Below are 26017 nucleotides of genomic sequence, written 5' to 3' on the forward strand. Positions count from 1 at the left end.
GTGTGCATGTGTGTGCATCTGTGGTTTCATTTTCATTCTTCTTGATTTTGGTAAGAAGCTTATTGTAGAAGTTTAGCCATATAGTAGCGCAAACAAACACCCTACTTTGACTGATGTAGAATTATCCGATTACCATCTGGGTCATAAGCATATATTTCCCTACCGTGGGAAGCAGTGGTAATTGCTCCTGGTGGCGGATAGCCTAATGCGGTCAGATGAGCGATCGCACTTTCTAAATCACTGACCTCTAAACACAAACTCATTTTACTTTTAGCCGAGTGTTCAAATTCAGAAAAGTCTGTCTGTTTTGGTTTAAAAATACCTAATTTCAAACTAACCAATTGAAACTCAGCATAAACGTTTGGGATACAAGTCGTTGGCTCTATACTTAGAAAATGAGTATAGAAACCAACTAAGGTTTCAAGATGAAAAGTTGCCAGGGTAACGATAGCTTCAGTAAATTGAAAAGTCATCTGAACGATGAACTATGAATTAACGCTCTCAAATCATAACCATCAAAATCAAGTTATTTATCTTTTTCTGACAGCTGCCAGAGTTGGATTTCGTAACACAGATGCTGGTCAAAAATTGTGCGTGCTTCTAACCCCTCAACAATCACCTTTTTAAGCCAGCGGTTAAACATCCAGCGTCCGATTGCATGCAACGGTGGGACAGCGATCGCCACAAGATCGGCAATATACTTGATAGTACTTAGCCCAAAAGTGCGGAAGGTTCCAATACCCAAGTCAATCGTTGGCGCAATCTGGGCTGAGATATCCTCAGTTTTAACTAAATTGAACCCAGCCTGCACCAACGCATCGTGAAGAACACTGCTGACATGACAATTGGAAAAGATACCCTCATGGTATTTGGCATCAACGCGGAGCATATCGGCAAGCAGCAGGTAGCCACCACGGTTAAGCAGACGAGCGGCACCTTGAGCAATGTCATCAGCAGCCATATACTGGCTACTTTCGCTGAAGAGGATGAGGTCGTAACAGTGGGTTCCCTGGAAATCTTCAAATCTCGTTAAGTGGAACGGTGCTTGACCGTTGGTTCGCTTCACAAACATCTCTTGCTGAAATGGATCGGGTGCAAGCCCCTCAACAGTGAAGCCACGCTTTTGCAGGTAAGCAGCATTGCCACCAATGCCACAGCCGACATCAAGCACGGTTTTTGTTCCCTCTGGGATGAAACTTACAAGTTTGGCTGCATAAGCTTCCTGAGCGGTGCGTAGCTGCGCAATAGTCAGCTCCTCGCCAGAAGCAGGTACTGGCTCCCAATAGCCATAATGGAGATAAGGTGAATTTGAAAGTTCCAGATAGTAATTGAGCGCAGCATTTTGGTAGCGCGTCGGTTTAGGAATATCAATTAACTTTGGTTGAGGCATGAGTAACTAGGGTGTGTTCAGCGGCAGACTCAAAACAGTGAACAGTTATCACTGATAACTGATAACTGTTGAGCCAAGGTACGGGTATTAGCGTAGCATTTTGTTAGAAACGTCCACTAAATCTGCATTCCAATCGGACTGGAGCATACATCATGTTGATAGCAGTGTCATTGTACCCACCAGCAGGTGGCGGGTACAAAGGGGGGATGCGGACGCAGTGCCATAGTGGCACGGTACTAGTTTGTTGTGCTAACTGCTGTTGCCGGTTGATGTTGAATATCTCTGTCTGGATCACCCAACTCCCGTAAATTTGCTGCAAACTCTAGCAGAATACCATCAGGGTCGAAGAAATAAACAGAGGAAATAAAAGTACTTTCGTCAACTTCTGGAACATAACCATCGGCAACATCTGCATGGTGTAAAACAGGTGTCACTTCGATGCCTTTGGCGATGAGTTTTTCTCGATACTCCTGAAGTTTTTCAAATGAAACATTAAATGCCAAATGGTTTAATGAGCCGTGTGCTGTAGTTATATTACCAGTTTGCCAGGCATCCGGTCTAACAGACGCTATGCCAGGAGCGGCTTGTGGTGCTTGTGGAAACCAGAAAAAAGCGATCGCTTCTCCATTGCCAATATCAAAGAAAAAGTGCTGTCCACCATCCGGTAGGGCGATCGTTTTGATTAACTTCAGACCTAGCGTGTTGGTGTAAAAGTCCACAGTACGTGCCATGTCCTTACACACCAAGGCAATATGATTTATTCCTTGCAGTTGAAACTCATTCATTGCTATCACCTGTTTTCAAAAAAGCTTATTCTTTCTAAACCAGTGTAGACATTGAACCGTTCCCCTCGCAAAAATCCAATTAAGGTAATCCCAAATTCCTTGGCTACAGACACTGCCAAACTGCTAGGCGCAGAAACAGAACAGACAATGGGAACACCCGCCGTTGTACACTTTTGCAAAATTTCAAAGCTTGAGCGCCCACTCACCATGACTATATAATTACTTAACGGTAACTGCTCACTCAGCAAAGCTGAACCTATCAATTTATCTAAAGCATTGTGACGCCCTACATCCTCGTGTAAGTTCAGTAGGTGTCCTTGGCTGTCAAACAAAGCCGCTGCATGCAAACCCCCTGTAGCATGAAACACACCTTGATCCGCCCGAAGCTTATCTGGTAAGGTATAAATCATCTCAGCAGTCACGATAAGTTCTGAAACAATAGCCGGACAACCCCGGAAACGCAAAGCTTCAAGACTCGCCTTACCACAAACTCCACAGGCACTACTGGTATAAAAGTGTCTTTCCAATGGCTGTAAATCTGGATTCAATCCCTCGCGAAGGGTAACATTTACAATGTTGTAGCGTTGCTCACCTTCCACCGACTTATCCACGCAGTAACTCATGCGTTGGATATCTTCCCGACAGCTAATAACTCCCTCACAGTAAAGAAAACCAGCAGTCAGTTCAAAATCTGCTCCTGGTGTACGCATAGTAACTGCTATTGTCTTTTGGGGAGAGGCAAGGCGAATTTCCAACGGTTCCTCGGTCGTCAATTGGTCTTGCCGAGAACGGATTTTACCATTTTCCACCACCCAGGTCGTGGTTTTGGTTTTACTGCCAGTTCGCCTATTCATAGCTAATGTATCCTCAAAACGTCAAAGTTGTAGATGGTAATGTCAAACTTCCGGGCAATATTGGAGCGATCAAAGCCAAAATCCATAGACAGATTGAGGGAAAAATTAAGACTGTTACCGTGAGTCTTGCTCCGTCAGGGAAATATTTTGCATCTATACTGACTGAGATTGAGGGTGAAAATCCCTCTACGACAGAAGGTAAGATTTACGGCATTGACTTAGGGTTAAAACACTTTGCCGTTGTCACAGACGGCGAGAAAGTTTCTAAATACGACAATCCTAAACATCTTGCCAAACACGAAAAGAATCTAAAACGCAAACAGAAGAAGTTAGCGCGTAAACAAAAGGGGAGTAATTCACGATATAAGTATAGAAAAGTTGTTGCCAAAGTGTACGAACGAGTTAGCAATTCGCGGCAAGATTTTCTACATAAACTTAGTTACAAGTTGGTCAGCGATAGCCAAGCTGTCATAGTAGAGAATCTTCATCTTCTAGGCATGCTTCGTAATCACCCTTACGGGTTCGCCACTTGCTACAACGGGGGGAACCCCCGCAACGCAGTGGCTCACAACTTGCGCGAATCTTTATCTGATGTTGGCTGGGGAACATTCACTAACTTCTTAGCTTATAAGCTAGAACGCAAAGGTGCAAAGTTGGTTGAGATTGATAGATGGTTTCCTAGTTCCAAGCTTTGCTGTAATTGTTTCTATCAGATGGATGAGATTACATTAGATGTGAGGGAATGGACTTGCCCTCACTGCGGTACTCGCCATGATCGAGATGGGAACGCTGCAATAAATATTAGAGCAGAGGGAATGAGATGGCTAAAGGCGGAAGGTTCAGTCGTCTGGAGCTGTAGGAGGGGAGGTAAGACCAAAGCTTGGACGAAAGTCTAATCTGAGGCACTCGCCATTGAGTACAGAAGCCCAGCCTATGTCTTCGACACGGCAAAACCGAACAGGCGTGCCGTAGGCATAGCCAAGGCTGGGTAGTTCACCTTGCATATCTGAATTTGAGATACCCCTTGTGGGATCGGCTGTCCTGCCCAGGGCAAACGCATCGAAATATAGTACACGCATACTAAAGAGTCAGGAAAGGTAGAGATCGCTGATGGGATGGAGGTTGAGCAATGAGGCTTTGATGATAAAGTCATTCTAGAAGTAGAAGAAAGACCCTAAAAAAGCGTGAAGCTCAAGCCCAAAATTACGATTGCTGACCACTTTGCCCTGATGGAAGACCCAAGAATAGACCGCACGAAGCGACACAATTTAATTGACATTCTCACAATTGCTTTATGTGCAGTGATATGTGGAGCAGACAGTTGGGTGGCAATTGAACTGTATGGCTGCACAAAATATGAGTGGTTGAAAACGTTTTTAGAGCTACCAAATGGCATTCCGTCGCATGATACATTTGCACGAGTATTTGCACTGGTTGATTCGCAGCAATTTCAGTCATGTTTCTTAAATTGGATAAAGTCAATCGAGATCAAGACGGATGGTGAAGTAGTAGCAATTGACGGCAAAACTTTATGTGGCTCCCATGATAGAAGCAGTAACCAAAGTGCAATACAAATGGTAAGTGCGTGGGCAACTACAAATAAGTTAGTGTTAGGGCAGGTAAAGGTGGATGAGAAATCAAATGAAATTACAGCAATGCCCGAATTAATAAAAGTATTAGAACTATCTGGTTGTATAGTGACAATTGATGCAATCGGTTGCCAGAAGGAGATTGTGAAGTTAATTAGCCAACAAAACGCAGATTACGTAATTACTCTCAAAAAGAATCAAGGTAATCTGTACGATGAAGTAGAGCAACTATTTAAAGCAGAGATAAGCAAGGGTTTTCAAGATTTTCAACATAGCACATACAAAACAGAAGAACATGGGCATGGTCGTCATGAAATTCGCCACTACGCGATGTTATCAGGAATTCAATCTCGGCTTGACCCTGATTTAGTTTGGTCAAACTTTAATAGTATTGGGATGGTAGAATCCGTCCGGCAAGTAGATGGTAAAACAACAGTGGAGACTCGTTATTTTATTAGTAGTCTTGCAGATAATGCTAAAGAATTTGCTAATTCTGTTCGGAGCCACTGGGGAATAGAAAATTCATTACATTGGGTATTGGATGTAGCTTTAAAAGAAGATGACTGTCGGATTAGAAAAGATAATGCTCCACAAAATTTTGCAGTAATGCGGCAAATAGCAGTAAATCTTTTAGGTAAAGAGAAGCGTGTGAAACGGGGAGTTAAAAATAAACAGTTTCTGGCAGCAATGGACAATAAATATTTAGAAAGAGTTTTATCTTTAGCTTAAACTAGCTTGTCAATAATTTAGTTAAGATTGTTGCTTGTTTTCAGGAAGAAGCTTACTTATTCATGGCTGAATAGTTGGCTATTTTATCCTTAGACAAGAGTTCTTTCATTAGAGATAAGCTAATTTACGTGTTAGCAGAAGAAACAATTTGTTCTGTTTATCTTTTGTCAAGTTTTGCATTTATATAAATAGTTTTGAAATCCTTATTTGTTTTTATTAGGAAATAAGGTGCGTTTCCCCTGGTATTTGTGGCTGATCTCATACTCTAGCTCGTTCAAAGTCCATCTATCTTTGGTTAACAGCCACTCTATTACAGACGAACGTTGCTCTGAGCTTAATAGCCCAACACTTCCTTGATGAGCGAGTTTTAAACCTTCTACTCCACTTTGAAAAAATGCTTTTTTCCACTTACTTATAAAACCCGATGAAACTCCCAGTATCGGCATTATCTCTTCATGCTTGTATCCACACAGCAGCATCTTGACTGCGAGCGCTCGTTGAACTTCACGTTTATCTTGGCTCTTTTCAATAAACTCTTCTAGCGAGCGCATCCACATTACTGCACCCTCACCTTAGTCATCCAAGCTACTTATGCCCTCCTACGTATTTTCTCACGACTGATTCAGGATTGCTATATGTTCCTATTGAATAGCTTCCTCCGTTCAACAATCAGGTTTGTAATAATTAGTTTAATGACGATCGCAATAGTGCTTGGCTCGAATGCGATCGCCCACAGTCAAATACCTTCTTTATCCACCGCAGCCTCTGAAGATCCGCACCAGCCGCCTAAGGGTGTCACCCGTCTCGGTTTATAAGTATCCTTCATCTACAGTGCTATACGATCCAAATAAAGCACTGCGAGTTTGGGGGCCGACTATACCATCGACACGCAAACCATTGTTGGCTTGAAACTGCCGGACTAGCCCAATAGTCGTATTTCCGTAATAACCTGTAGGATTAATCCCTAAACGCCTTTGTACTTGTGATACAGCAGAACCTCTAGAACCATAACTGAGTGTGATGCGTCCACCTACTCCACCAGACGTTGGGTTGTTTGAACGAGAGTTATACGTATCACCTACCCATCTTGCAGCTACATATCTATTTCTGGATAGGCGAACAAAACCATTGGCTCTACCAGTGCTGGTAATTCTAGTACCGTTGGGAATACAGTCTACAACTGAAGAACTAGTGTAGGGGCTTACACGCACGTTAAGACAACTGCCGTTAGTTCTGACATAAGCGCCTAATGCTGCTGATACTTGGGTAATAGCTGTAAAAAATACCATAAAACCAGCTAACGATAACCAAACAGAAGATTTCAGAGATTTCTTCCAATCTAAGTCAAACTTGGGAAATTCATAGTCGATAGATTTTGCCTGACCGTTTGCCTCTTCGTAGGCCACGAACATAGATGAATAAGCAATATATTCCATTGATTAACACCTTAATCTTTCAAAAACTAAAAACTCACAAACTTTTCACACCACAAATTAAGCGATTCTTGAACGGCAATAGACTCACTCAAAGCCATCGTCCAGTGTCTATGGTGTAGACTGCAATTTTATTCGCCACCATCGCTGAAAATAATGTTGTCGTTACGAATCCAACCAATCGCTCCCGATCTTGGGAATTTCACTCGACACCAGTTAAGCTGACTACCACGTCTATCTTTGTCTTGAACGCATTGTAAGTTTTGGACGCGATCGCCACCTAAACCGTAGCCCTTAGTATCCGAGTTGATAGTTGGTCTTGTACGTAGGTTAATTCTTTTTGACCGTCCTCCAGCTAGCGTCACCCAATTAGATCTAGCGATGAGATAAGGCTGGTTTAACTGATTTACAACAGAAGAATTTGAGGTTACAGAAATATCATTAATTCCTTGCACTCCTTTCTGAGAAATATTTGCTTTCACTGGAAAAGTCGCAACAAATGATGCTAAAGATACAACAGTGGTAATAAGTAATGTTTTAAGGTTCATGATTTTTGTTCACCTAAATATTGACAAATTAAACTTCACCTAGCCTTTGTAGCTTGTTTTCGTATTTGCTCGTTAAACTTACCCATCCTGTAACAAATATAGAGAACAGAAGCCCTAAAATTTTTAGACAGATTTAAATTTCCCATGTTTTCTTCTTGACTTCAAGTGCAGATAAATCAGTTAATCTATTTACAGGCAAATTAGCCCAAAGCACCATCATGATTAAACCAATTCACAATTCGCAATGACGCTCTCTACGAAACGCTAAAAGCCTAGCTTGCAACTCTTACATAGTACGCGGACTCGCTACCGCTACGTTCGCGCAGCGTCTCGTAGAGAAGCATTAGCGAGTCTGCGAGCGTCCGGAGATTTAGCTTAGGCTTCAATTCGCGCTGCCCTTAAAAGGCTAGGACTTAAACCCCCAAAGTTCGTTAAACTTGTCAGAAAGTTATATTTTTACTCTTGTTTTACAAGGTTTTATTATTAATTTTTTGATATTTAATTTGGAGATCAACCTAAAACTTTTCTTAATATAGCTTTAATATACGTTGTATATTTTATTTTTTCTATCAAAAAATATCCATGAATTTAGTTACAGTTACAGAAATATCACTTAAATCAGTTAAGAGATAAATTACTTTATTCAAAACATCATATACATCAGTTAAGGTGAGAAACTTACTTACGAACATCTGACTTTTTTCAGATAGTTCCAACAGACTGTAAGCCATTGAGTAAGTCAATCGACAAACAAAGGACTTGAAGGATATTTTTCGATTTCATATATACACAAAAATTTTGTATTTTTTTATTTTTGGAATTAAACTTTTATGAGAGAATAGCTATTAGATTTTCATAATTTTCTGAAAACATCAAAATCAAATCTAACTGAAAATGAAGCAATTAACCAAGTTGAAGAAGAATTCAGAAGTCAGAATCAAGACGCGACGCTCGAATACTCGCTAACGCTCCGCTATCGATGACTCGCTAACGCTTCGCTATCAGTCGGGGATTCAGACCCGCGACTTTCTTGTTGACCACCAAATTTTCAATTTGGTGGGGGTGCAAAAACGCCGGTTATTCATCCGCTTTTTCGGTCAAAAAACATTGCTGAATTCTGACTCCTGACTCCTGAATTCTGTTCGATAAACATGAAAAACAATCAGAAATTTTCTGCCTTTCCTCGGTTAACCAGCAGTATCTTTTTAATTTTGGGGATTTCCGCCATACCCTACACTACCGCTTGCAGTAATCAATCCAATAGCAGCAAAGCCGAACAAGTTTCTCATACTAAGTTTCCTCTGGGCTTTTCGGTAAGTAAAATAGACACCACGGTAGACCCCAAGCAGGATTTCCAGAAATTTGCAGCAGGTAAATGGCTCGATGGTGTGCAACTTACCCAGACCTTCTGCGAGCGTCCGATAATGACTTTTTAGGCAAGCAGGTTTCCCAGCAGGTGCAAAAAATAGTGTCACAAGCAGCTGCTCAAAGCACTAAGGCATCTAAAGGAAGCCCGTTGCAACAGGTTGGTAACTTTTATAGCTCAGGCATGGATGAGAAGCGGCTGAAAGCTTTGGGGGTTTCTCCTCTGAAGCCAATGTTTGACCGTGTTGAGGCTATCAACTCTCCTCAGACTTTGACGGAAACCCTTGCCGATTTGTCAGTCATATTCAGTGGAGATCATATCCTGATGTTTGGGGTTGAGATTGGAGCAGATACCCAGAATAGAACCATCAACAGTGTCTATGTGGGCGATCGCAAACTGTTCCTCCTAAATCAAGCAGAATATTTGAATCAAGACACGGCTGCTACCCGCAGTGCCTATTTAAAGTACATCACAGACAACTTAAAAATCGCTGGCGATTCTCCTGAAAAAGCAGCCGCCACAGCTAAGAAGATTCTGGAAATAGAGACTCGCCTTGCCAGTAAAAAACTCAGCCCTGTAGAAAAAACAGACCCCAACCGGAAATACAAAAGGATGTCGTTTGCAGAGCTTGAGTCTTTGCTATCCAACTTCGATGTCAAGACCTATTTTCAAAAGTTGGGATTACCGACCAAGGGAAATGTCATTGTTGTCGAGTCTCAGGCATTGGCAGAGCTAAACCAGATACTCAAGCAATACCCGATAGAAGACATCAAGACCTATCTCCGTTGGGTGGTATTGCTGCAAAGCATACCCTATCTGACTCCCGCATTTAACGAGCCTGCGCTTGCCTATGCTCAGAGTCGCTATGGAAAAATTCAGCTTTCACCCCGTGCTGAAATTATATCCAGTCAGATTCCTCAATTATTGGGTCATCCTTTATCTCAGCTCTATGTCAAAGAATATTTTTCTCCCCAATCTAAGCAAAGGGTAGAAGATATGATTGGACAAATCAAATCTGTGTTCAGGGCGCGGTTGGCAGCGAATCGCTGGCTGAGTCAGTCTACCCGTAAATCCGCCCTGGAAAAACTTGACCGTATGGTAATCAAAGTAGGGTATCCAGAGAAATGGATTGATTACTCCAGTATTGATATTCGACGGGATGACTATTTTGGCAACGTGATACGGATCAAAGAATTTCTCTCCCGTCGCAATTTGGCCTTGTTGGGCAAACCAGTAATCAGTGATGAGTTCAACGACCCAGAAGGCACATTGCCTATCATAGCCGATGCAGCCTACGATCCAGGTAAAAATGGAATTGAGATCCCTGCGGCTTTTTTACAACCACCATACTTCGATAGTAAGGGCGATGCAGCCGTGAATTTTTGTTCTATGGGAGCTGTAATTGGTCATGAAATGACTCACGGTTTTGACAGTCAAGGGCGACTTTACAATGCTCAAGGTAGTCTCCAGAATTGGTGGACTGATGAAGATGCTGCTAAGTTTGTAGCCCAGACCGATAAATTGGTGAAACAGGCTAATGCTTTTGAAGTGCTTCCGGGGTTGAAATTGAACGGAAAACTTACCGTAGGAGAAAATTTGGCTGATGCTGGTGGGGTCAGTCTAGCTTATGAAGCGCTACAAAAATATTTAAAAGAAAATCCCCAAGCTAATCAAAAGATCGATGGCTACACACCCCAACAGCGTTGCTTTATTGCCTGGTCTCAGTTATGGGCTATGAAAACCAATGAAGGTTTTCTTCGCCAAGTGACAGCAACCGATCCCCATCCTCCAGGCTCTTATCGTGGCTTTGCTCCTTTTCAGCATGAGGATGGGTTTTACAAGGCCTTTGGCATCAAACCGGGCGATGCTATGTGGTTGGATGAAAAAGACCGCGTGAAGATATGGTAAGTAGTAATTCAACACACTAATATTGACCTGTGTAGATTGGGAAAAGGGCAAAGGATAAGGGTTTAAAGCCTTTACCTTTTTCCCCTTACCCTTTCAAGCGCCTGCAAAAAGATTTTGGCAGACTACTAGTACAGGTCGGCGGAAATAAACCTACCATTTAAAACAGCCATAAATTACCTTGAAAGAGTTCTATACCCGGCTGTTCCTCACTTAGAAAACGGGAGCATTTACAGACCAAGGTTGAGTTCTGCAAAGTCATTGTTTTCTCTACTTAAAACTCAAAAAAGTTTTTTACACGACTAAGACAAGTAGGTTAACTGATTTATCTGCACTTGAGGTAAATAACAAAATATGGGATACTTCAAGCTATCTAAAAACTTTCGGTTTTCCATTCCTTGCTTTTGTTCCAACATCGCTAAACTGACTATAATACGCAGTAGGGGCACAGCATTGCTGTGCCCCTACGACAGATGTGGTTCAAATACATGAAAACTGCTGTAACTAATATCGGATATTTTTTTCACTGCAAGTTTCTTACACAAAGGCTAATTTTGAAAAGGAGACTTTGCCAAATCTGTGTTGTAAGTAATCCATTGTGGTCTGCCAATCTGGATATTGTTTGCTTCAAAGGCTAGGCGCACTCGTAGACGGAACTCTCGCCCAACATTCCATTGTTCCATCGGTGCCGTTTTAATCCAAACGCGCACTAGCATACCCGTGTGGGAGAGGTCATCAATGCCCAGGACTTCGGGCGATTCTGGCAGGCGATCGCGCCATTCCACTTCGCTATACAATTGCTGGGATACTTGCCTGAGAATCTCTAAAACCTGCTTCGGGTCGTTTTCATAGGCCACCACAATAGAAAAGTCTACCCGTGACCAAAGGCGGGTTAAGTTGTTGACATCAGTGATATTGCTATTAGGAATGGTAATTAACTTACCTTCGCCATTGCGTAGTTGAGTCACGCGTAGGTTGAGATTTTCCACCAGTCCGCTTTTATTCCCGATCTCAATTACATCTCCCACAGCAAATTGATCCTCCATCAAAATTAAGCAGCCATTGACCAAATCTTTCATCAAACTTTGGGAACCAAGGGAAATTGCAATACCGATGACAGCACCCCCTGCCAAAATTGAACTAGTGGGTACATTAAAAATGTCTAGAGTCCGCAAGATACCGAAGGTAATCAAAACAAAGGTGATTAATCCTTTTAGTGCCCCAGAAACTGTTGCAGATCGCAGGGTAATCCGTTGAGTTTCACTCAAAGGGAGAGAGGGATGGGTTGTCCAGACATCGATGATATAGTCAATTAAGCTTTTGCCAATACGAATGACAACACTGATAAAAAACCAAGTAATCAGCAGCGCCAGGGGACGGGCTAAAGCGTCATTCCACCATCTCATCAGGTAGGGGACGCGAGACATGATGACCAGAATGCCGATGTACCATCCGAGAATAAACGCCCAAAACAGTAGCAAGGTGAGAAAAGAATAGATCCCCAGTTGGCGCTTGAGAGTGAACTGTCGCTGGATGATTTCTAGAAATTGCGATCGCTGATGGGCGATGGTGTGTGCCTCTGATTCGCTGGTGTCGATTGCCTGAATATTGGCCGATGTTTCTGCCTGAGAGCGTTTGACCACAGCCTCTTTTGCCTCAGCTATATGCTCTTGATAACGAGCTTGCAATACCGTCTGTTTGCGAATTAGAGTTCGCCGCAGGAACCATAACACAACACTGCCCAACACCAAGCCGATGCTGATTTGTAGTGCCTGCCCAACCCGTTGAGACAATACCTTAGGTGAGAAGAGTCGCTCGATGCGTTCCACTTCTGCTTGTAATATTTTTTGCCACTCTTGGGCCAATTCCTCCAGTGTTTTCCCATAGTAGTCAGCATCTGGCTCTGTCACTGTCACCAGCCTTAAAGAACGGGACGTTTGATCGTCATTGAGCTGGAGGATTAGGCGGTTATTCAGGGTGGCAACAGAAATTATGGGAGTTTCTTTGGCTTTGTTGGCTCTATCGAGCGCTCGCATCAGCCGTTGCGTAATTTCTTCAGCACGTACTTCCACAGGAAGACTTCCCTCTGGCGGTTGGTCGCGATTAAAAACAGTGGGAGAGACAACCTTAAATAAAAGGTTTTTGTCTAGTGGTGAATTCACGTTGGCAATTTCATATTCACCGAGACGGGTGACGCCTTTAGGCGGTTTGTACGGATCGTTAGAAGCGGGGGTGGGTGATGAGGACAGTTGACTGTGGGCGATCGCACTCCAACCAAGTACCATTGCGATCGTCATCACGCTGACTAGCACAAACCTAATTATTGAATGGAGGAAGCGATTAAACAAGAACATAATCTCTGCTAAAGTGATTGAGCAACTCGATCTTGAAGCCATGCTCTACTTTATCAGGCAGTCTCAATCACCTCGGCATTTCGGCTGGAATTTACTGTACTCAGCCTAACTGTGCGGCACCGCGCACCCTCGCAATCTCCGCACGCGCGGCTTTGGCTGCCGGACTATCGAAACTGTCCGTAGATGCAATTGCTGCTGCAAGATCGATTGCCGCATCGAGTATGAACCCAGCGCGTTTTGCCGCGTCAGGCCCGGATGAGGACTTGATCTGTCTTAGGTAAGCTCGCCGATCTTTCGGTCGGTTGGAAATCGCAGCCAGTTCGGCTTCTGTCACGATTCCGTTTGCAACATCGTCAGCCAGCAGGACGCGGACAAACTTGCGTTGACGCTGCTCGGAGAACCGCCACGCAAGCAAAATCGCAACCGTTCCAATGACGATGCCGATGAGCCCGAAGCCGATAAACCCAACAACAGCATCCCAACAGCTATGAGCCAGACAAGCCAACAGAAAGAAACCTACCAAAACCGCGAGCCGATGGCCGAATGAGCGATTTTTCGCTTCGAGGAAGTAGCCAAACCCCGTACCGGCAACCGCCGTGAAGAGCGAGTGACTCCAGAAACCGACAGATGTACGCCCTACCAACACCGACAACGAATCAGCAACCTGCTGCGACCCAAAGCTGGCGGCGGGAGCGTTCACAATGTAAAACACGTCTTCAAAGACCTGAAAGCCAAGACCCACAAACGCACCAAGCAGAAATCCGTCGTAGGCGTTGCGGACATGGTTGCGTGCTAGTAAAGCGAGCATGACCAGCCCGACGAATTTGGAGCTTTCTTCCACGATGGGTGCGGTGAGGACCGGACTCCAATGGCTATAAAAGTCGAGGCTGGTCAGCTTCGCAAATAGCGATAGGATTGCATTATTGCCAGGCATCGCCATAACCCAGGGCGCTACTAGTCCGCCCCAGAGAAAGCCGAGCAGCGCGAGCTTGGCTGGCTCACGTTCATAGCGATCTTTGTGGGTGAGAAACCAGATCCAAGGCAGGCAATATAGTGCCTCAGAGGAGAGGGCAATAAACAGAGCAGTGGGATAGATGGCGCTGCCGAACAAAAATCGGCAGAAGACGTAGGTGCCTTTGAGTACGAGCAACCAATACAGGTAGCACGCCGGGTTGTGCGGCTGAAAAAATCGGACGGAATTGCTCCAGCCTGAACGATCAATGGCAGCCTTGCGGATTGTGTCCTCACTCTTTGAAGTGCTAGTCACGAATTGCCCTCCTTTGGTTTAAATGTGATGCTCTGAATCATGTCAGCGATCGGTTGCTGTAGTTGTATGGAGGTAGCGGCCGGGCCCTTCACAATCACTTCGACTGCCTGACCCTTGCCATCGACGTATGCGAGCAGTAGACCAGTATAGTCGGGACCATTAATTCTCTTAGCTACTCCGGCAACTTTTTGCAGTGTTGTAACGGGAACTAATTTACCCTCGACAAGAAATTCATTCTGGTCTTTCACGATCTGGTTGAGGAGTTCCTCGGCAGTTCCCTTCCAGACACCGCTCTTGACGCTAAACGTGACGCCATCTTTGAAGACCACTGCGTTTGATGAACTCCCGACAGGGGATGGGGTCTGAGTTATCACCCAGCCTTGGGTCGGCGTAAAACTTACAGGGCCGACATTATAAGCTGTCCCTGCTAAAACCTCCTTGTTGTGAACAGCCTCGTTAATGGCTGGCATAACTCCCGACCATAAAAACACCACAAGATAAACGCTCACCGTCGGCCAAATGAGCCGACGATCGAGTCCAAACAGTCGATATTCAACCGGTACAGGGGCTTCGTGTCTTAGGGGGGACATACAATTTTCCTTTTTGCGGTGCTAAACAGGGGTGAAGCAGATTCCGGGACGACTTCTCGAAAAACTCCAACACCGCCGCATCTTCAAAAGATGGTAAGTTTGTTACAACCCAATAGCGTACTAGGCTAGAATCGGGTTCTGCTGCCGCCCCAATCGCCTGAGTTGCACTCGCCCCGAAACTTTTCAATCCCATCTATGGCAATTCTGCCGCTGCGTCGGTCGATATTGACACGCGGTTTATTTAGCCCGTTCATCCGGTATCTTCCCGTAATGCGATCGGGCGAAACCTGAAGGTTTTCGAGCGTCCACCATCCATTGTTACCGCCTGAATTGATTGGCGCGATGAGCTTTCCGCCGAGATGGATTTTTCCCTGTGTACCACGAATTTCGACCTGAACCTCGGAATCGAAGTCGCTAGTCGTTGACTCTATGCGATTACTTGGTTCGTAGCGATGGCGGCGATCGTTCCATTCATATGCATAGCGATTTGCAACAGACGGTTTGCGACCTTCACCATAGCAGATCAACGTCAAATTTTGGCGCGCCGATCTGTCATTGTGACTATCGGATGTGCCTTGTTCCCTCAGATAAGTATCGATCGCGGCCTGGGCTTTACGGATTTCTGTTGAACTACAGGATCGTCCTTGTTGCAGGATCTCTCCTTGAGGGTTAAAAAGGACTGTGCAGCCACTTCCCGATCTCATACCAGTCACACTCAGATTACCGTTGTCTAAAGTGTCAATCACTGCTTGAGCGTTAACAGGATGAGTGACTGTAAGAGTTAATAAACCCACAATAGTAGGGGCTAATATTCGCAAGCTTTTTATTGGTTGCATTGAGATTCTGGCTAATTTCAAGGGGGGTACTTACCAACACCAAGACGCTTGTTTGGTAAATTGGGGTTTGGCTAACGGCGAATCATAGTTTAGACATCAGAACGGGATTATTGATCGCAGTGATGCCAATCAACGTAAAAGATGTTTCTATAGCGACCGTTTGAGGTAACGATTTCTACACAACGGCCTGAGTTGCCTTCAGTCCAGAAGGAAGCAACAGAACTATTTGACACTGTTTGGTTGTGGCGATAGGTATATCCTCGCCGCCGCACTTCCCTCTCTGCTTGACCAGCCCTCGCTCCTATTAGATCTGGCAATGGTTGGGAGGAATTGCTCGTATTTTGAGTACTTTGTGCATCGCCGCGATCGCAATCTGCCGTGGTTCCGGTATCAGCCAGAGAGACATAGCGACCTTGTTCTGTCCTCACGCTAATGCACCGACCGGTTTTAGTTTGAGTCCAAAAGCTATAAGTAGAATCATCAGATTTTTCAGCCCAGCGAAACCTATAGCCCCGCTTTTGGAGTATGGCTTCTCCATCTCGTCCGCGAACATTCACTAAATCTTGAAGTCCGCGAACAGGATCTCCAGCATTTTGAGCCTGGGCATTGAGGGCAATCGTAATGATTAGGGAACTCACGACGATCGGAATTAAACGGTTTATTTTCATGTTGTTTTCTCAAGAGTGCAAATAATCTTAAGAATCATTACAAATTGGATTGCTTTAACCTAAAGCGCCCCTTCATTGGTATCAGAGAAGTAGTAGTTGTAAAACTCAGTCCCCGTCTTTTTGTTAATCACCACAACCTGCTTAGTACCTCGGTCATAGATGGCGCGCACCTGCTCGTTTTCGCCAATGAATGTATTGCCAGATGTTCTCTCCAGATAGCCGTGGAAGAGAAATTTGCCCTCCGTAATTTGGATGACGATTGTATTTTTGTCCAGTACTGTCATGTAGGTGACAGGTTTAGAAGATTGGGAAATGATCATAGAAACAGGTTCAAAGCTTTGAGCTTGAGCAGAGCTAACTAGCCCCTCCATGCTCCAGAAAAGACTCCCAGCAGTGATAAAACAAAGAGCAACGATTTTTTTCTTCACGCTTTTCATGGCGCTCAATCCTGTTATTAAAAAAATGGAAATAATTAATGATAGGACAAGAACACAGATGTCAGGGTGATAGTTAAAGTTTGACATAATTGTAGGTTACGATTGTCTCAAGCATTCGTCTTTAGGCGTTCCCGCTTTTTAAGGCACAAAGCTACGAAGGAAAAAAAAGTAATTTTAGAATTTCATAGTTCTGATTGAGCAACGCCAATATTTTAGACAGCTTCAAATTTCCCATGTTTTCTTATTTACCTCAAGTGCAGATAAATCAGTTAACTTACTTCCAGGCAAATTACCTGAAAACACTCTTATATAGGCTGTAGTTTTGGTAATCTCAGGATTGGGCAATAAAATACTTCATTTGCTTAAAAATTTCTGTATTTTTATATACAAATTTTGTTTTTACTTACATAGGCATTTAAAACTTTTCTTATTATTTTTTAATCATGTTTTATTTTGTCACTACTAAGTAGGTCAACCTAATTAAACATAAAACGCTCAACTTGGTACTGACCTTGGTCGGCTCTGTTTTTTATACCCTCAATAATAGCGATCGCGCTCTTCATATTCATCCTCAAAAACTTGGGCGGCAAGCTCCGGAGCGCTTGAGATGCAACCATTCGTCTTCAATGCGATTCATTTGTGGGCTATAAGGAGGTAGAAAAAAGATGTACAACCGCAAGCTGAGTGCCAACGTTGATGCTGCTGGCGAGCCAAAAGACTTTTGTGAACAGAGGCATTATCATGAATAATTACGGTAAGAAAGTCCAGTTTCTAGTAAGCGGTGTGCAGCAAATTCAGCTTGCCAATCCATGAGTTGGACATAGGTTGGTGCTTTCAATGTTCCAAGCATCAAAGCGTAATCAAAGCTAGATTTCGGCTCCCAAATACCGAAGATGTTTATCCGTCTACCACGTCGTCTATTTTGTCGAATACGTTTTTGCTCTCCCCTACGTCCATAAGTGTAATCAGTGGGACTAGTGCAGTAACAACCAGATTCATCCAAGTACTTTAAACAAACCAATCCTAATTGTGCCCTTCTTCTTGAGTAATTCCCAATCTTGGGGTTTAGCTTGTAAATATTCTGCATTCGGACTTAAAGTCGGACAGTAGCGGATACGTTTCCAACACCACCCCTTTTTTTGAGTAGTCGCCTGATTTGTTCGGCTCCTAGTTCGATTTGTCGTTCCTCAAATAGCTTTTGACTTAGCTGCCGAGCACGCTCATCGGCGATTTTGTCCCAAGCATTCTTCTACTACTTGCCAATCAACTTCATGCCAAGTTCTCTTTTTTCCACGTCCTCGAGCTTCCCACAAACCTCCTAACCCCTGAAATTGCCAGCGTTTAATTGTCTGCCTTACCGTTTGTTGTGCCCAACCTAAATACTCTGCAATAGTACGGTACATTCCATCCGTGGGCATTGAGGCGCAAAGCGTTAGCGAAGCTCCTCCCGAATGAGGCTCGCTCTTTGTTTGGTTCGACGTGGTACTTTATCTGCACAGCTGAGTTCTTTGAGTGTCAGGTCTTCTTCCGCAGTTAGTATTATTTTTAACGCCCTAGGCATCACTTATCACTTAATTTTTATAGTCTATTTATTTTACGTTTTTTTTGGTTGACCTACTTAAAAAATCAATTGATTTTTTCCAGTTCAAAAACTTCACTTACATCAGTTAAGCTGTTGCAGATATCTGGTAATATTTAGATTACATCCATTAAAACATCATATACGTCACTTAAGGCTGGAAACCGCTTTTGAGCAAAATTAATATGAAAACAAGTTAAAATTTTCATTTAGAAATGAAAGAAGACAAAAATAAATCACTGCGAAAAAGAGGAGTAGTTCTAACTGCTGTCGGGATGAAGAGATTGCAAACTGCAATTTTGGAAGAAGAGAGACAAAAAAGAGGAGGTAAACGTTTTACACAAGTAGAATTAGGCGATCGCATTGGAATTTCTACCTCTAGTTTAAGCCGTTTATGGTCTTTGAATTCGAGGATAGATCCGCGTACCCTGCGAATCTGCTTTAGTGCTTTTGATTTAGTGTTGCATGAAGATGACTACACCCTCTATGATGCCAATGATATGGATTTTCTGCGGGAATATTCGCCAGAAGATAGACAACTGATAGATCGAGATTTATCTGAAAATTCAGCTAATGCAGATTTATTACCAGAAAGTGAATTGTCGGGGGAACAACAAACAATCACACCAAATACTGCACCATCTCAAATTGTTTCCGTCTTTCTCGGTGAAGAAAAAATTAAGAATGAAATGACACTCAACAAACAGAGCGATTACAACGATGGAGCAAAGATTAGTGAATATATAAAATATCCCTGCGCTCCTTTATCTTTAGATTCTAAATTCTATGTTCCTCGTCCTCCATTAGAAGAATTAGCATATCAAGAAATTACGCAACCTGGATGCGTCATTCGCATTCAAGGTTGTCGAGGCATGGGTAAAACTTCTCTAATGTTGCGGATTGTAGCTCATACCAGAATGTTAGGGTATGAAACTGCAAAAATCAATATCGCTCAAGTTGATATTGATGTTTTGCGAAAACCTCAATTATTCATGCAATGGTTAGCTGCTAGTATTGCTCGTCAATTAGGCAGAGAATTTAATGCCGATAAACATTGGGACGAAGAAATAGGTAGTAAACTCAGCTGCACTCTTTATCTAAAAGAATGTTTGCTTGCACCTTTAGAAAAACCTTTACTATTAGTATTAGACGAAGTTCAGCGTATTTTTGAATATCCCGATCTAGCCAATGAATTTTTACCTCTGTTACGTTCGTGGCAAGAAGAAGCGCAACAGGATGAAGTATGGACAAAGCTGCGTTTGGTGATTGTTTATTCAACAGATGTTTGTCTTTCTATTGAAATTAATCAATCTCCTTTTAACATTGGGCTACCATTGAAATTATCAGAATTTACTTCTGAGCAAGTAATTGAGTTAGCCAACCGCTATGGAATTGATTGGCAACAAAACAAGCAAGTGCAGCAATTAATGGAATTAATCGGGGGACATCCAGCATTACTAAATATTACTCTTTATCACCTGCTCTATCATAAATTAACCTTAGAAGAGATTTTGCAAACAGCAATCACAGAAGTAGGAATTTATCGTCAACATTTACAAAATTTATTAAATAAATTACAAAAAAATACCCAATTATTAGATACTATAAAAATCTTTTTAACAAAAGATAAAAATATCGATTTAGATATGTTAACTGCCTACCAATTAGAAAATATGGGGTTAATTCAATTGCAACAACAAAAATGGGTAATGAGTTGCCAATTATATCGAGACTTCTTTAAAAAATATCTGATGTCGTAATTAAACAAAGTTCAGCAAATTATGATTTGCTATTATGAACAAAAGCATTTATAAAGTTGGTGGTTGTCTAAATGCTAAAGCTGCTAACTATGTTAATAGACAAGCAGATATTGAGCTTTATACAGCCCTGAAAGCGGGGGAATTTTGCTATGTATTCAACTGTCGTCAAATAGGCAAATCTTCACTACTGGTACATACCAAGCAACGATTACAAAATGAAGGCTTTAGTTGTGCTTACATTGATATTACGCAAATATATAGCCAAGAACTCAGCCAAACACAATTTTATAAAGGGATAATTGTCCGCTTGCTGCATAGTTTTGGATTAGCTAAGAAAATCGATTTTGCAGCTTGGTGGCAAGAACAAACTGAGTTTTCACTCATACAACGCTTGGGCAATTTTATTGAAGATATTTTGCTAGTCAATCTGAGTAACAATCGGATTTTTATTTTCATTGATGAAATTGATAGCTTGCTGCAATTAAGCTTTGGCATAGATGATTTCTATGCGTGGATTCGGGCTTGTTATCAACAAAGAGTCCATAATCCTGAATACGAACGACTGGGTTTTGCTTTATTTGGAGTTGCAACTCCCTCTGATTTAATTCAAAATAAACTCAAAACACCTTTTAATATTGGTGTTGCTATTAATTTAGAAGGGTTTACATTAGCAGAGGCTCAACCTCTGGTAGTGGGATTAGAGCAAGTTGTGAACAATCCCCAAAGGGTATTTAAAGAAATTATTGCTTGGACTAATGGACAGCCATTTCTAACGCAAAAATTATGTCAGTTGGTGGTAATAACCAAGCAACAGCATTACAGCCAAGGGATGAATCTAGAAAGTAACAACGGCAAAACTAGCCCACCTTTGGAAATTGCACCAGGTAAAGAAGCAGATTGGATAGAGTGTTTAGTGCGATCGCAAATCATTAACAATTGGGAATCTCAAGACGAACCAGAGCATTTACGCACAATTCGCAATCGCCTGCTTTACAATACTCAACGCATTAGTAGATTACTCGGAATCTATCAGCAACTTTTACAAGCTATTCCCGTAGCAGCCGACGACAGTCGAGAACAGATAGAACTGCTGCTTTCTGGTTTGGTAGTTAAATATCAAGGATATTTGCAAATCCGCAATCGCATATATCAAGACGTTTTTAATCGGGAATGGGTAGAAGCACAATTAAATCAACTATGTCCCTACTATGAAACAGTATCAGCTTGGATTGCTTCTCAAAAACAGGATACATCCCGGCTTTTACGGGGACAAGCTCTAATTGATGCCCAAAAGTGGGCGCAAAACAAAAGCCTCAGCGATTTAGATTACCAATTTCTGGCCGCTAGTCAGGATGCAGAACAGCAAGAAATCCGGCGGCAATTTGCGGCGCAGCAAGAAAGCGAAAGGTTCTTTCGGCAACTAGCAGAAGCAATGCCCCAGATGGTATGGATTGTAGAGCCAGATGGTAGACTATCTTATACTAACCAGCACTTAAGTACCTTTTTGGGGCGATCGCTTTCGGAGGTGACAGATTGGAAACGCCTGGATTTGGTTCATCCTGAAGATCGCCCCAATAGCCTTGTCGCTTGGAAACATTCCCTAGAAACCAACTCACCCTATGAAGTGCAACTGAGAATACAAGATGTCGCGGGAAACTATCGCTGGTTTCTCAATCGGGCGATTCCCATCAAGGATGGAAGCGGACAGGTAGTCAAGTGGTTTGGCACCAGCACCGACTTAGATGATTTGAAACGACAAGAAGAATTCCGGCGACTGCAAGAAGTTGAAAAGCGACTGCAACAAGAAAAACGTGCCAGTCGCTTGCAAAAGTGGTTACTGGGGACTGTTAGTATTGCTTTCGTCGTCGCCAGTTTCTTGGGAATGTATGCCTTCGCTCAAAGACATCAAGCCACTCTCCGAGAAATTGAAGCGATCGCTAACGTCTCGGAAGCTCAGTTTGCCTCTGGGAATCGATTAGATGCTTTAGTCAGTGCCATCAAAGCCCAGACTCGATTGAGCAAATTAGCGGATGTGCCTGCTGAGTTACTTACCAAGGTAGATCGAGAATTGCGCCGTGCCACCTTTCAAGTCATTGAACGCAACCGCCTAAACGGTAAACAGGGAAAAGTGCGGGGTATTGCCATCACTGCCGACGGACAGACAATCGCTGCTGCTCACCAACACGGTAAGATTACTCTGTGGAAAAGCGATGGCACATTGGTAAAAGTACTTAGTGGTCACAAAGGAGAAGTCTTTGATGTCACCTTTACTCCCAAAGGCGATAAACTAATTTCGGCTGGGCAAGATGGCACTGTGCGACTGTGGAAGCTGGACGGTACACTGGTTAAAACACTCAACGGACATCAAGATTGGGTGCGATCGCTCGCCGTCAGTGCCAACGGACAATGGATTGCCTCGGCTAGTAACGACAAGACAGTAAAACTTTGGCGCATCGACGGCAGCTTGATTCGTACTTTTAAGGGACACAGCGATGCAGTTTCAAAGGTGGCGTTTAGTCCTGTTGATGCTAACATCCTAGCCTCGGTCAGTGATGATAATACTCTCATCCTCTGGAATCTAGAGGGTAAGAAAATTCGGACACTGAATAATCCCATCGCATCCAAAAAAGGCAAAAACCGTCTGATGAGCGTCACCTTCAGCCCTGACGGACAAACTCTGGTAGCTGGAGACTGGATTGGTAATGTTATCTGGTGGACTGTCACTGGCACTTTATTGGAAACTGCCACAGAACACGACAGCAGCGTGGTGACTCTCGCCTTTAGCCCCGATGGACAAACCCTCGCTTCAGCTGGTTGGGATAACACAATTAAGTTTTGGAACAGTGATCGAACTGTCAATCAAACCCTGTATGCCCATATTAACGGTACATGGGAAGTAGCTTTCAGTGCCGATGGTCGTCGTTTGATTTCCGGTGGTGAAGACAACTTGGTGCGGCTGTGGCAGCGGCAAAGCGATATTCTCACTGTATTGCGGGGTCATCGTGCCTCTGTTTGGCACACGCCGATTAGCCCTGATGGGCAAACAATCGTTTCCTCTAGTGCTGACGGCACCATTAAGCTGTGGAATCGAGCCGGACAACTGCTCAACACCTTAACCCCGCCACCGGGACAGGTTTGGTCAGTGGATATCAGCCCAGATGGGAAGGCGATCGCCGCAGGTAGCGATGATGGTTCCTTGACTTTATGGACGATGCAGGGAAAACCCTTAAAAACGATCTCAGCCCATAACGCAACAGTGCGGGATGTGGTGTTTAGTCCCGACGGGCTAGAAATAGCTTCCATCAGTTGGGACGGCACAGCCAAACTCTGGAAGCAGGATGGCACTTTCATCCAAACCCTGAGTGAGTCCCTACCTAAAAACCGCGATCGCCTCAATGCTGGAACATTTAGTTATGATAACCAATGGTTAGCGATCGGCGGTCGAGATACGTTTCTTCGCCTCTGGCACCGGGACGCGAACGGAAAATTTCCATCTCAGCCGCAATTTACCCTGAAAAGTCATAATGAGGCGATTTGGGATGTCGCCTTTAGTCCTGATGGAAAGTTTGTTGCCACAGCCAGCGAAGACACGACAATTAAACTGTGGTCGTTAGACGGTAAATTAATTCGCACCATTCCCGCCCACACAGATCGGGTAAATGGTATCACCTTCATTCCCCCCATTCTGGACTCCCCGACAACTGGGGCACCGTCTTAGCCTCTGCTGGTTGGGATAATAAAGTAAAACTTTGGTCGCTAGATGGCATCTTGCACGCTACTCTAGAAGGACACGAACAACGAGCATTGAATGTTGCCTTTTACCCCGTTACCCAGAACCAAGGAGCAATCCTAGCATCTGCCGGGTTAGATGATGTTGTGATTCTTTGGCAACTTGATCGCGTTTTAGATAGTAACCAGATATTGCACTCTGGTTGTATGTGGATAAAAGATTATTTGCGATCACATCCAGATTTGAGCGCTCGTCAATCTCTTTGTCAGGTGGAAAAAACGATTCCTCCAGCCTACTCGAATACATCCGGTTAAGCCTGTTAGCCAAAGAATTTCATCAAGTTATTTCATGGTTGATTAAAAATTTAGGCAACGAAGTTATCAAGGTTTAGAGCGACCGACTCCGAAATACTTGATTTTAGATGCGTTCGCCCTGCTGTCCTGCCCGTCCAGTTCGTGCAAATTAAAGGGTCAGAATCCCCCATTAATTGCATTCTGACGAATGACTTCTTCTTCAAAAAGCATCTGTGCTGTTACTCAAATAACACAGCACAGATGTTCTCAACGCTTAATTCCCTTAAACCGTTCTTTTGCTGACTCAAAGGCTTCTTGCATCACAGACTGAATTTTTTGAGGATCAGGTTTCTTGCCCCCCATTAAGTCACCGAAGTAAACACAGGACCCTTCGCCCAGCGCCCAGGTGTAGGCGGCTGCCCAGGAAGCAGCTATCACACTGCCGAAACCTGGCACGAATTTAAGTAATTCACGTCCGACTGCCCGTGCTAAGAAGCCACTGGCGATCGCACTGACAACACCCCCCGCTTGCGATGGAGTCAGCGTCTGTCCATACAATTTCCCCAGCACCCCTACCATCGAGACTTGCAACGCTGTCAGTGCTGGCATCGTCGCAAAGGGCAGCGGCACAGCTGCGAGCGTGGCTGATATGATAGCAAATACCAAAATGTAACGACGTCCGACATCGCGGTAAAGGTCACCAATTTGTCTGCCAGTGTCCTCATCTAATAACTGATAAATCGCCCGCGCTTCGGCTTCGGGGAATAAATCTGCTAAGGTATCCCTCAGCGCCTCTAAGCCATAAAACACAGGATTGTAGCCGTCCTCTTCCAAGGTAAAGTCAATCAATAGAGAGCGATCGCATAGTCCTGCAAAAGCTTGCTGCATTGCAGCGAATGCTCGGTTCACCTCCTCATAATCTGGTGGATATGCCGGATGATCGGCTGTACCAGGAGGATACACCTCATGCAAGCAAGTCACTGCTAGCAGACAGGGAATGTCTGGATATTTCTGACGCAACTGAGCCGCAATTTGTCGCAGTGTGTCAGTCGCAAAATCATTGATTTTGACCGTCAGAATCAAGATTTTGGCGTGACGGCTCTTTTGTTGCAAATCTCCAACCAGTTCCTGAGTGATCGCCTGAGTGTCCTGGTTCACATCTCCCAATCCAACCGTATCTGTAAAAATGAGTAACGGTAGGTCGCCCGAAGGGTAGGCGTAGCGCTGGGTGTGTTGTGTGTGGGGACGAAATCCCTGCCCGACAATCTCCGCAGAAACTCCTGTCAGTCCCCGCACAATTGAACTTTTTCCGGCTTGGGGCTTACCAATCAACAAAGCTTCTGTGGTTGGCAGTTCTGCTCGAACTCTCTCCAAAATCTCTGCAACCTGATCTTCGCTGACGCTAAACCATTTCACAACGGTCTGTGCCACTTGCTCTGTTGGTAGAAGTTGCGTCAAGCGTGTTGTTGCGTTATTCCAGACACCAGCAATGCGGCTTGTCCAGGAATCATCGACCGACTTGAGCGTCACATCATCCGTCGGTTCACTAAACTCTTGAGAATCAGCCGACGATGAGTCAACGTCACGTTGTTCAGTCATGGGCATCCAAAAGGTAGATCTTATTCTAACTAGACTTTGTCTATCATTCAGGACGTTTCGTGGGGTTAACCATTGAGATTGTTATACCCAAAAGTTCCTCACACGCACGTCCCAAAGAACTTCCTATTAGCCAATCGCTTGACCAAGCATAGCAAACAAGCTCCTACACCGTCAGCTTATCTTTGGGCAACTTTTTGGCTCTACTCTCAAATTTTACCGCACGCTCCCTTCGGGTACGCCGTTAGCTTGACACTCCCCTGCCTTCAGCGCAGTGCGGTGGACGGGTTCCCCGGCATAAAGGAGCC

Annotated in this window: 23 protein-coding genes and 2 pseudogenes; 8 read left to right on the forward strand and 17 right to left on the reverse strand. The window is 43.8% G+C overall.

Annotated features, from left to right (window positions below; all coding sequences use genetic code 11):
* Nucleotides 1–101 precede the first annotated feature (101 nt).
* The 4 genes from V5G28_RS29600 to fdhD all read right to left on the reverse strand — a co-directional run bounded on the left by V5G28_RS29600 (nucleotide 102) and on the right by fdhD (nucleotide 3029).
* On the reverse strand, nucleotides 102–473 hold the full coding sequence (locus V5G28_RS29600; RefSeq protein ID WP_332986978.1) for a VOC family protein: 372 nt from the start codon (nucleotides 471–473) through the stop codon (nucleotides 102–104).
* Between the two features lie 53 nt (nucleotides 474–526).
* Nucleotides 527–1390 (reverse strand): class I SAM-dependent methyltransferase, encoded by an 864-nt coding sequence (locus tag V5G28_RS29605; protein ID WP_332986979.1) that lies wholly within the window; start codon nucleotides 1388–1390, stop codon nucleotides 527–529.
* A 236-nt stretch (nucleotides 1391–1626) separates the two neighbouring features.
* Nucleotides 1627–2175: a VOC family protein gene (locus V5G28_RS29610; RefSeq protein WP_332986980.1), complete on the reverse strand. Its 549-nt coding sequence runs from the start codon at nucleotides 2173–2175 to the stop codon at nucleotides 1627–1629.
* 5 nt (nucleotides 2176–2180) lie between these two features.
* Nucleotides 2181–3029, reverse strand: a complete 849-nt coding sequence (fdhD, locus tag V5G28_RS29615; protein ID WP_332986982.1) for a formate dehydrogenase accessory sulfurtransferase FdhD — start codon at nucleotides 3027–3029, stop codon at nucleotides 2181–2183.
* Between the two features lie 2 nt (nucleotides 3030–3031).
* On the opposite strand from fdhD, the pseudogene V5G28_RS29620 reads away from it, so the two are divergent.
* Together V5G28_RS29620 and V5G28_RS29625 are read left to right on the forward strand one after the other, a co-directional pair.
* Nucleotides 3032–4001, forward strand: a pseudogene (locus V5G28_RS29620) (RNA-guided endonuclease TnpB family protein); the annotation flags it as partial.
* Between the two features lie 212 nt (nucleotides 4002–4213).
* Nucleotides 4214–5347: an ISAs1 family transposase gene (locus tag V5G28_RS29625; protein ID WP_336231470.1), complete on the forward strand. Its 1134-nt coding sequence runs from the start codon at nucleotides 4214–4216 to the stop codon at nucleotides 5345–5347.
* A gap of 242 nt (nucleotides 5348–5589) precedes the next feature.
* Here V5G28_RS29625 and V5G28_RS29630 read toward each other — a convergent pair.
* Nucleotides 5590–5898, reverse strand: a pseudogene (locus tag V5G28_RS29630) (helix-turn-helix domain-containing protein); the annotation flags it as partial.
* Between the two features lie 141 nt (nucleotides 5899–6039).
* On the opposite strand from V5G28_RS29630, the gene V5G28_RS29635 reads away from it, so the two are divergent.
* On the forward strand, nucleotides 6040–6162 hold the full coding sequence (locus tag V5G28_RS29635; RefSeq protein WP_332986983.1) for a hypothetical protein: 123 nt from the start codon (nucleotides 6040–6042) through the stop codon (nucleotides 6160–6162).
* Here V5G28_RS29635 and V5G28_RS29640 read toward each other — a convergent pair.
* Together V5G28_RS29640 and V5G28_RS29645 are read right to left on the reverse strand one after the other, a co-directional pair.
* Nucleotides 6157–6783 (reverse strand): peptidoglycan-binding domain-containing protein, encoded by a 627-nt coding sequence (locus V5G28_RS29640; protein ID WP_332986984.1) that lies wholly within the window; start codon nucleotides 6781–6783, stop codon nucleotides 6157–6159. The two genes, V5G28_RS29635 and V5G28_RS29640, sit on opposite strands and share 6 nt — an antisense overlap.
* A gap of 128 nt (nucleotides 6784–6911) precedes the next feature.
* Complete coding sequence (locus V5G28_RS29645; RefSeq protein WP_332986985.1) at nucleotides 6912–7328, reverse strand: hypothetical protein; 417 nt, start codon at nucleotides 7326–7328, stop codon at nucleotides 6912–6914.
* A 1151-nt stretch (nucleotides 7329–8479) separates the two neighbouring features.
* Here V5G28_RS29645 and V5G28_RS29650 point away from each other — a divergent pair.
* Together V5G28_RS29650 and V5G28_RS29655 are read left to right on the forward strand one after the other, a co-directional pair.
* Nucleotides 8480–8764 carry a hypothetical protein gene (locus tag V5G28_RS29650; RefSeq protein ID WP_336231471.1) on the forward strand — a complete coding sequence of 95 codons (285 nt, stop codon included), beginning with the start codon at nucleotides 8480–8482 and terminating at the stop codon, nucleotides 8762–8764.
* Complete coding sequence (locus V5G28_RS29655; protein ID WP_336231472.1) at nucleotides 8704–10602, forward strand: M13 family metallopeptidase; 1899 nt, start codon at nucleotides 8704–8706, stop codon at nucleotides 10600–10602. The genes V5G28_RS29650 and V5G28_RS29655 overlap by 61 nt, the downstream gene beginning before the upstream one ends.
* A gap of 545 nt (nucleotides 10603–11147) precedes the next feature.
* Here V5G28_RS29655 and V5G28_RS29660 read toward each other — a convergent pair.
* From V5G28_RS29660 to V5G28_RS29695, 9 genes are all read right to left on the reverse strand, one after another.
* A complete protein-coding gene (locus tag V5G28_RS29660) occupies nucleotides 11148–12953 on the reverse strand; it encodes a mechanosensitive ion channel family protein (protein ID WP_336231473.1) in 1806 nt (601 codons plus the stop codon).
* Nucleotides 12954–13053: 100 nt separating this feature from the next.
* Entirely contained in the window at nucleotides 13054–14220 is a 1167-nt protein-coding gene (locus V5G28_RS29665; RefSeq protein ID WP_332986988.1) for a PrsW family intramembrane metalloprotease, read from the reverse strand.
* Nucleotides 14217–14690, reverse strand: coding sequence for a hypothetical protein (locus V5G28_RS29670; protein ID WP_332986989.1), 474 nt, complete (start codon nucleotides 14688–14690; stop codon nucleotides 14217–14219). Before V5G28_RS29670 ends, V5G28_RS29665 begins: the two co-directional genes overlap by 4 nt.
* A gap of 245 nt (nucleotides 14691–14935) precedes the next feature.
* Nucleotides 14936–15646, reverse strand: coding sequence for a hypothetical protein (locus V5G28_RS29675; RefSeq protein WP_332986990.1), 711 nt, complete (start codon nucleotides 15644–15646; stop codon nucleotides 14936–14938).
* 107 nt (nucleotides 15647–15753) lie between these two features.
* Complete coding sequence (locus tag V5G28_RS29680; RefSeq protein WP_332986991.1) at nucleotides 15754–16314, reverse strand: hypothetical protein; 561 nt, start codon at nucleotides 16312–16314, stop codon at nucleotides 15754–15756.
* A gap of 59 nt (nucleotides 16315–16373) precedes the next feature.
* Entirely contained in the window at nucleotides 16374–16838 is a 465-nt protein-coding gene (locus tag V5G28_RS29685; RefSeq protein WP_332986992.1) for a hypothetical protein, read from the reverse strand.
* A 484-nt stretch (nucleotides 16839–17322) separates the two neighbouring features.
* On the reverse strand, nucleotides 17323–17442 hold the full coding sequence (locus V5G28_RS36930; protein ID WP_442994305.1) for a transposase: 120 nt from the start codon (nucleotides 17440–17442) through the stop codon (nucleotides 17323–17325).
* 48 nt (nucleotides 17443–17490) lie between these two features.
* Nucleotides 17491–17838, reverse strand: coding sequence for a hypothetical protein (locus V5G28_RS29690; RefSeq protein ID WP_332986993.1), 348 nt, complete (start codon nucleotides 17836–17838; stop codon nucleotides 17491–17493).
* A gap of 133 nt (nucleotides 17839–17971) precedes the next feature.
* Complete coding sequence (locus V5G28_RS29695; RefSeq protein WP_332986994.1) at nucleotides 17972–18154, reverse strand: helix-turn-helix domain-containing protein; 183 nt, start codon at nucleotides 18152–18154, stop codon at nucleotides 17972–17974.
* A gap of 391 nt (nucleotides 18155–18545) precedes the next feature.
* On the opposite strand from V5G28_RS29695, the gene V5G28_RS29700 reads away from it, so the two are divergent.
* From V5G28_RS29700 to V5G28_RS29710, 3 genes are read left to right on the forward strand one after another with little or no spacing between them, the layout of a single operon-like run.
* Nucleotides 18546–20090, forward strand: a complete 1545-nt coding sequence (locus V5G28_RS29700; protein WP_332986995.1) for an AAA-like domain-containing protein — start codon at nucleotides 18546–18548, stop codon at nucleotides 20088–20090.
* 34 nt (nucleotides 20091–20124) lie between these two features.
* Nucleotides 20125–23808: an AAA-like domain-containing protein gene (locus tag V5G28_RS29705; protein ID WP_332986996.1), complete on the forward strand. Its 3684-nt coding sequence runs from the start codon at nucleotides 20125–20127 to the stop codon at nucleotides 23806–23808.
* A gap of 50 nt (nucleotides 23809–23858) precedes the next feature.
* Nucleotides 23859–24134: a hypothetical protein gene (locus V5G28_RS29710; RefSeq protein WP_332986997.1), complete on the forward strand. Its 276-nt coding sequence runs from the start codon at nucleotides 23859–23861 to the stop codon at nucleotides 24132–24134.
* A gap of 246 nt (nucleotides 24135–24380) precedes the next feature.
* On the opposite strand, the gene V5G28_RS29715 is transcribed toward V5G28_RS29710, so the two are convergent.
* Nucleotides 24381–25712, reverse strand: a complete 1332-nt coding sequence (locus V5G28_RS29715; RefSeq protein WP_336231474.1) for a YcjF family protein — start codon at nucleotides 25710–25712, stop codon at nucleotides 24381–24383.
* Between the last annotated feature and the right edge of the window lie 305 nt (nucleotides 25713–26017).

Origin of the sequence: Scytonema sp. PRP1, from assembly GCF_036697665.2 — a bacterium.
Classification (GTDB): Bacteria; Cyanobacteriota; Cyanobacteriia; order Cyanobacteriales; family Nostocaceae; genus Kalymmatonema; species Kalymmatonema gypsitolerans.

Excerpts from the sequence above, each read along its gene's own strand:
- V5G28_RS29600 (WP_332986978.1), bottom strand. The coding sequence starts at position 473 with ATGACTTTTCAATTTACTGAAGCTATCGTTACCCTGGCAACTTTTCAT.
- V5G28_RS29605 (WP_332986979.1), bottom strand. The coding sequence starts at position 1,390 with ATGCCTCAACCAAAGTTAATTGATATTCCTAAACCGACGCGCTACCAA.
- V5G28_RS29610 (WP_332986980.1), bottom strand. The coding sequence starts at position 2,175 with ATGAATGAGTTTCAACTGCAAGGAATAAATCATATTGCCTTGGTGTGT.
- fdhD (WP_332986982.1), bottom strand. The coding sequence starts at position 3,029 with ATGAATAGGCGAACTGGCAGTAAAACCAAAACCACGACCTGGGTGGTG.
- V5G28_RS29635 (WP_332986983.1), top strand. The coding sequence starts at position 6,040 with ATGACGATCGCAATAGTGCTTGGCTCGAATGCGATCGCCCACAGTCAA.
- V5G28_RS29640 (WP_332986984.1), bottom strand. The coding sequence starts at position 6,783 with ATGGAATATATTGCTTATTCATCTATGTTCGTGGCCTACGAAGAGGCA.
- V5G28_RS29645 (WP_332986985.1), bottom strand. The coding sequence starts at position 7,328 with ATGAACCTTAAAACATTACTTATTACCACTGTTGTATCTTTAGCATCA.
- V5G28_RS29650 (WP_336231471.1), top strand. The coding sequence starts at position 8,480 with ATGAAAAACAATCAGAAATTTTCTGCCTTTCCTCGGTTAACCAGCAGT.
- V5G28_RS29655 (WP_336231472.1), top strand. The coding sequence starts at position 8,704 with ATGGCTCGATGGTGTGCAACTTACCCAGACCTTCTGCGAGCGTCCGAT.
- V5G28_RS29660 (WP_336231473.1), bottom strand. The coding sequence starts at position 12,953 with ATGTTCTTGTTTAATCGCTTCCTCCATTCAATAATTAGGTTTGTGCTA.
- V5G28_RS29670 (WP_332986989.1), bottom strand. The coding sequence starts at position 14,690 with ATGCCAGCCATTAACGAGGCTGTTCACAACAAGGAGGTTTTAGCAGGG.
- V5G28_RS29675 (WP_332986990.1), bottom strand. The coding sequence starts at position 15,646 with ATGCAACCAATAAAAAGCTTGCGAATATTAGCCCCTACTATTGTGGGT.
- V5G28_RS29680 (WP_332986991.1), bottom strand. The coding sequence starts at position 16,314 with ATGAAAATAAACCGTTTAATTCCGATCGTCGTGAGTTCCCTAATCATT.
- V5G28_RS29685 (WP_332986992.1), bottom strand. The coding sequence starts at position 16,838 with ATGTCAAACTTTAACTATCACCCTGACATCTGTGTTCTTGTCCTATCA.
- V5G28_RS29690 (WP_332986993.1), bottom strand. The coding sequence starts at position 17,838 with ATGCAGAATATTTACAAGCTAAACCCCAAGATTGGGAATTACTCAAGA.
- V5G28_RS29695 (WP_332986994.1), bottom strand. The coding sequence starts at position 18,154 with ATGTACCGTACTATTGCAGAGTATTTAGGTTGGGCACAACAAACGGTA.
- V5G28_RS29700 (WP_332986995.1), top strand. The coding sequence starts at position 18,546 with ATGAAAGAAGACAAAAATAAATCACTGCGAAAAAGAGGAGTAGTTCTA.
- V5G28_RS29705 (WP_332986996.1), top strand. The coding sequence starts at position 20,125 with ATGAACAAAAGCATTTATAAAGTTGGTGGTTGTCTAAATGCTAAAGCT.
- V5G28_RS29715 (WP_336231474.1), bottom strand. The coding sequence starts at position 25,712 with ATGACTGAACAACGTGACGTTGACTCATCGTCGGCTGATTCTCAAGAG.